Source organism: Pseudomonas sp. SDO5591_S426, assembly GCF_054070755.1.
The window spans coordinates 1-6,685 of the sequence record NZ_JBSVXD010000252.1; the positions used below are offsets into that span (position 1 = coordinate 1).

Genomic DNA, 6,685 nt, shown 5'->3' on the forward strand with positions numbered 1-6,685 from the left:
GCCTGCGGCAGCTCCTACAGTTCAGCGCACCGTTTGGCGTAGTCGCCTGCCATCGCCTGAATACGTGGATCAGTTGCGCTCATAAGAGCCTGACTCGCCACCCGCAGAAAATTCAGATTGCCACCCGCCAGCGCCTTGCGCAGCCAGACCATTGCATCATCAATATTCCCTTCGTCGGTCAGCACAGCCGCATAGCTGAACTGCCCACGAAAGTCCCCGCCCTCGGCGGACCGCCGATACCAGTCTCGGGCTGCCGCCGGATCAGCCGGACAGACTCGCCCTTCTTCCAGATATCGACCCAACAGATTCATCGATTTCGCATGGCCGAGTTCGGCAGCGTGGCGATATAAACTCAACGCCTTCGACTGATCCTCAACCAACCCGCGCCCGGTCGCCAGCAGGTTGGCGTAGTTGTACATCGCCCAATCCAGCCCGGCCTCGGCGGCGATTCGATAGTGCCGCGCGGCAACCGCCGCATCGGCGACACAACCCCAGCCATGCTCATGACAACGGCCAAGCATGTTGCGCGCCATCTGGTGCCCTTGCCGGGCGGCGATGTCGAACCAGCGCAGCGCCAGCATTTGATCCTGCGCGATCCCTAGTCCGTCCAGCAGAATCTGCCCAAGCAACGCCTGCGCCTCCGTTTCACCTTCACGGGCGGCGATCAGGATGGCCTGTGCTGCGCGGGCCGGACTTTCGTCGAGCATCGAGCGCAGGCGATCACCGTCGAGCACTTCCTCGCGGCGCAAGCGAAAGTCCGCCACTTACACCTCGACCCAGCGGCGCAACAGATTGTGATAGGTGCCGGTCAGACGGATCAGCGACGGGTGATCCGGTACATCCTGGGTCAGTTGGCGGATCGCGCCGTCCATTTCAAACAGCAGCGCGCGCTGGCTGTCTTCGCGCACCAGGCTTTGCGTCCAGAAGAACGAGGCGTAACGCGTGCCACGGGTCACCGCGTTGACCTTGTGCAGGCTGGTGCCGGGATACAGCACCATGTCACCGGCAGGTAATTTCACGCGCTGGGTGCCGAAGGTGTCCTGGATTTCCAGCTCGCCGCCGTCGTAGTCCTCGGGCTCGCTGAAGAACAGCGTGGCCGACAGGTCGGTGCGCACACGTTCGATGCTGCCCTTGGGCTGACGCACGGCGTTGTCAATGTGGAAGTCGAAACTGCCGCCGGCTGTGTAACAGTTCAGTAACGGAGGAAAGACCTTGTGCGGTAACGCCGCTGACATGAACTGTGGATTTTTCCACAACCGCTCCAGCATGGCCGCACCGATCTCCTTGGCCAGCGGATGACCTTCCGGCAACTGCAAATTGTGCTTGGCCTTGGCCGACTGATAACCGGCCGTGATCTTGCCGTCAGCCCAATCGGCCTGCTGCAGAGCCTCACGAATGCGCCGCACTTCTTCATTGTCGAACAAGCCGGGAATGTGCAGCAGCATGGGAAGGACGCCTGAGAACCAAGGGGCGCCAATGGTATTGATTCTTATTGCCTGTGTAAAACCCGACAGACGAATGAAACTGTAAAAGCCGTAAGGTTAAATTGTAAAGAATGTAAATTCAGTGCGAATAGTAACGTTTCGCAATTGATACAAGTACGCGTCTACCCTATATTCCGCCGCCTCAAATCCTTGGGGAGGGGAATCCGAAATGTCACGTCAGCAACCACAATTACCGGTTAGTTCACCACGTTTGCTCGCTTCTGCAATCGGCGTTGCAATCACTGCCGGCTCTGCGGGCCACATGGTATTCGCGGCGGAAAAAACCGACGAAAAAGCGCCGAGCAATACCATTTCGCTGGGCGCTACCGCCATCAGTGGCGAAGCCCAGGACGAGACCTCCTACAACGTCGAGAAAGCCTCCTCGCCCAAGTACACCGCGCCGCTGGTCGACACACCGCGTTCGATCACGGTCATCCCGCAACAAGTCCTCAAGGACACCGGCGCCCTGAACATGCAGGACGCCCTGCGCACTGTTCCAGGCATTACCTTCGGTGCCGGTGAAGGCGGCAACCCGCAGGGCGACCGTCCGTTCATTCGCGGCTTCGATGCCCAGGGCGACACCTACCTGGACGGCGTGCGCGACACCGGTTCGCAGAGCCGCGAGATCTTCGCCGTTGAATCGATCGAAGTCAGCAAAGGCCCGAACTCGGCCATCGGCGGCCGTGGCGCAGCCGGCGGCAGCATCAACCTGGTGAGCAAGAAAGCGCACCTGGGCAATTCGTTCGACGGTGGCTACACCTGGGGCTCCGACCAGACCCAGCGTTACACCATGGACGGCAACTACCAGTTCTCCGACACCGTCGCCGGCCGTCTGAACCTGATGAGCCACGAAAGCAACGTCGCCGGCCGCGACAGCGTCGATTACGACCGTTGGGGCGTCGCACCGTCGCTGGCCTTTGGCTTGGGCACCGACACCCGCGTCAACCTCGACTACTACCATCTGGAAAGCAACGACACCCCGGACTCGGGTATTCCGTATTCGATCCCGACCGCTGGCTCCGCTGCCCGTACCAAGTCCAACCCGGACAAGCCTCAGGACGGCGGCGACAGCAGCAACTTCTACGGTCTCGATGGCCGCGACTTCCGCAAGGGCCGCACCGATACCGCGACCATCGCCATCGAACACGATTTGAGCGATGCGCTGACCGTCAAGAACACCCTGCGCCACGGCAACAGCATGCAGGACTACATCCTGACCCAGCCGGATGACAGCAAGGGCAACGTCAACAACGGCAGCGTCTGGCGCCGGGCCAACACCCGCGTCAGCAACACCGAGACCACCACCAACCAGACCGACCTGTTTGGTGATGTCTACATCGCCGGCTTCAAGAACAGCTTCGCCACTGGTGTCGAGTTGAGCCGCGAAGAAAGCCAAAAATCTTCGTACAACGTCAACACCGACACCACCCCGGGCTCGCCAGGCAACGCCAGCACCAACTGCAGCCCGGCATTGATCGGCGCGCCAAGCGGCTACAACTGCACATCGTTGTCCAACCCGACCCCGAGCGATCCGTGGAACGGTGCCATCTCGCGTAACTATGCCGGCACCGACACCACCGGCAAAACCTACGCGCTCTACGTGTTCGATACCCTGACGTTGTCCGAGCAGTGGCTGGTGAACATGGGCCTGCGCTACGACCATTTCGACACCGACTACAAAACCTACAACGCTGCCGGCACCACCACCTCCAAGGGCGATGATGTCAGCGAGTTCGTCACCGGCCAGTTCGGTGTGGTCTACAAGCCGGCGGAAAACGGCAGCATCTATGCGTCCTACGCAACCTCGGCAACGCCACCGGGCGCTACCCTCGGCGAAGGCCAGGACGGCAACCCGCTGGGCGGCACCCCAGATCGCAACGGCAACTTGCTGAGCAGCGACATGGAGCCGGAAACCACCAAGAACTACGAAATCGGCACCAAGTGGGATCTGCTGAACGATCGCCTGTCGCTGACCGCCGATATCTTCCGCACCGAGAAAGAAAACGCTCGCGTGCAAACCAACACCACCACCTATGAAAACGTCGGCAAGACCCGCGTTCAAGGTTTCGAACTGTCGGCCACCGGCAAGCTCACCGACAAATGGCAGGTGTTCGCGGGTTACGCCTACATGGACAGCGAGCAAGTGGATGGCGGCGACTTGCCGGCTAACAAAGCCAACGATGGCAACGAACTGCCGAACACGCCGAAAAACAGCGCCAGCCTGTGGACCACTTACCAGGTCACGCCGAAGCTGACCATCGGCGGCGGCGCGTTCTATGTCGACGACGTGTTCGGTAGCGCAGCCAACACCACCATGGTCGATTCCTACGTTCGCTACGATGCGATGGCCGCCTACAAGCTGACCAAGAACATCGACCTGCAACTGAACGTGCAGAACCTGACCGACGAAACCTACTACGACAAGGCGTTCTCGACTCACTTCGCCAACCAGGCGGCGGGCCGTACTGCTTTGCTGAGCACCAACTTCCACTTCTGATGTAGAAGCGTGAAGGCCAGGCCCCGTTCATCCAGGTGAGCGGGGCTTTTGTGTGTAAAAAAGAATGTTTCTCGACAACCCACGGCATCATAATGCGCGCCGTGATGATTATTTTTGAACGAACAAGGCGAGCGACGTGTTGAAGAAAACCCTGTTCCAGTTGCACTGGTTTTTTGGCATCAGCGCCGGACTGGTCCTGGCCCTGATGGGCATCACCGGGGCGATGGTGTCGTTTCAGGATGAGATCCTGTACACGTTGAATCCTTCCGTGTTGCAGGTGCAAAAACGGGTCGCCGGTGTGCTGCCGCCCGCCGAACTGGTGGAAAAAATCGAAGCGGCCACGAGCCTGAAAGTCTCGATGCTGTCGGTGGACATCGACAGCGACATCGCCGCACGCGCCTTCTTCACTCCGCCTGCGGGTGAGCGTCGCGGCCCGATGCGCTTTTTCGACCCGTACACCGGCGAGCTGCTGGGCGACGCCAGCGGCCAGCAATTCTTCGGCCTGATGCTGCAACTGCATCGCTTCCTCGCCATGGGCGATACCGGTCGACAAATCACCGGCGCCTGCACCTTGATCCTGGTGTTCTTCTGCCTGTCCGGCCTCTACCTGCGCTGGCCGCGCCAATGGAAAAACTGGCGCGCCTGGCTGACCCTCGACTGGAAGAAAAAAGGTCGCAGCTTCAACTGGGATCTGCACTCGGTTGCGGGCACCTGGTGCCTGGTGTTTTACCTCTTGTCAGCGTTGACCGGGTTGTTCTGGTCCTACGAGTGGTACAGCAAGGGCCTGACCCAATTGCTCTCCGATTCGCCACAGAACGAACGCGTTCGCGCTCGCGGCCCGGCACCCAGTGGCCCGGCACCGGTCGCCGATTACTCAACGATGTGGAGCAGCATCTACAGCGCGGCAGGTCCTGGCCTGAGTTTCTACAACACCCGTATGCCGCCCGTGGCCGGACAACCGGCGACCGTTTTTTACCTGCTCAAAGATTCGCCCCACGACCGCGCGCTGAACCAGATCACCCTCGACCCGGTCACCGGCGTTATCAAGCGGCATGACCGCTACAGCGACAAGAGCTTCAAGGCGCAATTGCTGACCAGTATCTACGCGTTGCACACCGGCAGTTATTTTGGCATCGGCGGGCGGATCATCCTGACCATCACCGCGTTGACCATGCCGCTGTTCTTCATCACCGGATGGATGCTGTACCTGGATCGCCGACGCAAAAAACGCCAGATCAAGGACGCGCGCAAAGGCCTGGTTCAACCGGGCAGCGACGCGCCGGCATGGCTGATCGGCTTCGCCAGTCAGAGCGGCTTTGCTGAGCAACTGGCGTGGCAGACGGCCGGCCAATTGCAGGCTGCCGGCCTGCCGGTGAAAGTGCAGCCGCTGGCGAATGTGAGTGAGCAGGACCTGCGTGATTCAGACAACGCATTGTTCGTGGTCAGCACCTTCGGCGATGGCGAAGCGCCGGACAGCGCCCGCGGTTTCGAACGCAAGGTACTGGGCCGCAGCTTGAGCCTGGAAAGCCTGAACTATGCAGTACTCGGCCTCGGTGACCGCCAATACCAACACTTCTGTGGTTTTGCCCGGCGCCTGCACAACTGGCTCGGCGAACACGGCGGCAAGACCTTGTTCGCCCCGGTGGAAGTCGACAGCGGCGATCCTTACGCCCTGCGTCACTGGCAACAGCAGCTCGGCCTGTTGACCGGCCAGGCGCCTGTCGATACATGGCAAGCGCCGAGCTACGACAACTGGACCCTGACCCGCCGCGAATTGCTCAACCCTGACAGCAGCGGTTCGCCTGTTTATCTGCTCGGCCTTACAGCGCCAACCACCAGCAGTTGGCTGGCCGGTGACCTGGTGGAAGTGCTGCCGCGCAACTGTCCGTGGGCGATCGAACACTTCCTCGATGGCCTGGGGATCGACGGTCGGGCCACGATTGAGCACGACGGTCTGACGCAACCGCTGGAGCAAGCCCTCGCCAGCCGCCAACTGCCGCAGAACCGCAGTCATCTGGTCGGCCTGCACGCGCAAGCCCTGCTGGACGCCCTCGTGCCGTTGGCCATGCGCGAATACTCCATCGCCTCGATTGCCGCCGACGGCATTCTGGAATTGATCGTGCGCCAGGAACTGCACCCCGATGGCAGCCTCGGCGTCGGCTCTGGCTGGTTAACCGAACACGCTCCCGTGGGCGGCAGCATCAGCCTGCGGGTACGCCGCAACAGTGGTTTCCATCTGCCGAACGAGCCGGTGCCGATGATTCTGCTCGGCAACGGCACCGGGTTGGCCGGATTGCGCAGCTTGCTCAAGGCGCGGATTGCCGATGGCCAAACACGTCAATGGCTGCTGTTCGGCGAGCGTAATCGTGAACACGATTACCTGTGCCGCGATGAGCTGGAAGAGTGGTTGATTTCCGGTGACTTGCAGCGTCTGGACCTGGCGTTCTCGCGCGATCAAGCCGAGAAAATCTACGTGCAGGATCGCCTGCGCGAATCGGCCGGCGAACTGAAGAAATGGCTGGCGGATGGTGCCGTGATCTACATCTGCGGCAGCTTGCAGGGGATGGCGTCCGGGGTTGATCAAGTGCTCAACGATGTATTGGGCGAAGCCGAAGTGCAGCGCCTGATCGAACAGGGCCGCTACCGCCGCGACGTTTACTGATAACACCGCGCCTCCCCTGTAGGAGCTGCCGAAGGCTGCGAT

Annotated in this window: 4 protein-coding genes; 2 read left to right on the plus strand and 2 right to left on the minus strand. The window is 60.9% G+C overall.

The features are described from left to right. Window positions 1-14: 14 nt before the first annotated feature. The gene (locus ACW9JC_RS27630) at window positions 15-707 is read right to left on the minus strand and encodes a tetratricopeptide repeat protein (RefSeq protein ID WP_457459002.1); all 693 of its coding nucleotides are present in this window, start codon (window positions 705-707) and stop codon (window positions 15-17) included. A 57-nt stretch (window positions 708-764) separates the two neighbouring features. Next, window positions 765-1,445 (minus strand): Fe2+-dependent dioxygenase, encoded by a 681-nt coding sequence (locus tag ACW9JC_RS27635; protein ID WP_457458996.1) that lies wholly within the window; start codon window positions 1,443-1,445, stop codon window positions 765-767. A 208-nt stretch (window positions 1,446-1,653) separates the two neighbouring features. On the opposite strand from ACW9JC_RS27635, the gene ACW9JC_RS27640 reads away from it, so the two are divergent. Both ACW9JC_RS27640 and ACW9JC_RS27645 read left to right on the plus strand, forming a co-directional pair. Next, window positions 1,654-3,981: a TonB-dependent receptor gene (locus ACW9JC_RS27640; RefSeq protein WP_457458998.1), complete on the plus strand. Its 2,328-nt coding sequence runs from the start codon at window positions 1,654-1,656 to the stop codon at window positions 3,979-3,981. A 136-nt stretch (window positions 3,982-4,117) separates the two neighbouring features. Beyond that, the gene (locus ACW9JC_RS27645) at window positions 4,118-6,643 is read left to right on the plus strand and encodes a PepSY domain-containing protein (protein WP_457459000.1); all 2,526 of its coding nucleotides are present in this window, start codon (window positions 4,118-4,120) and stop codon (window positions 6,641-6,643) included. Window positions 6,644-6,685: the final 42 nt, after the last annotated feature.

Bases quoted from the DNA above. Each gene is read 5' to 3' on its own strand.
- ACW9JC_RS27640 (WP_457458998.1), top strand. From the start codon at position 1,654: ATGTCACGTCAGCAACCACAATTACCGGTTAGTTCACCACGTTTGCTC.
- ACW9JC_RS27630 (WP_457459002.1), bottom strand. From the start codon at position 707: ATGCTCGACGAAAGTCCGGCCCGCGCAGCACAGGCCATCCTGATCGCC.
- ACW9JC_RS27635 (WP_457458996.1), bottom strand. From the start codon at position 1,445: ATGCTGCTGCACATTCCCGGCTTGTTCGACAATGAAGAAGTGCGGCGC.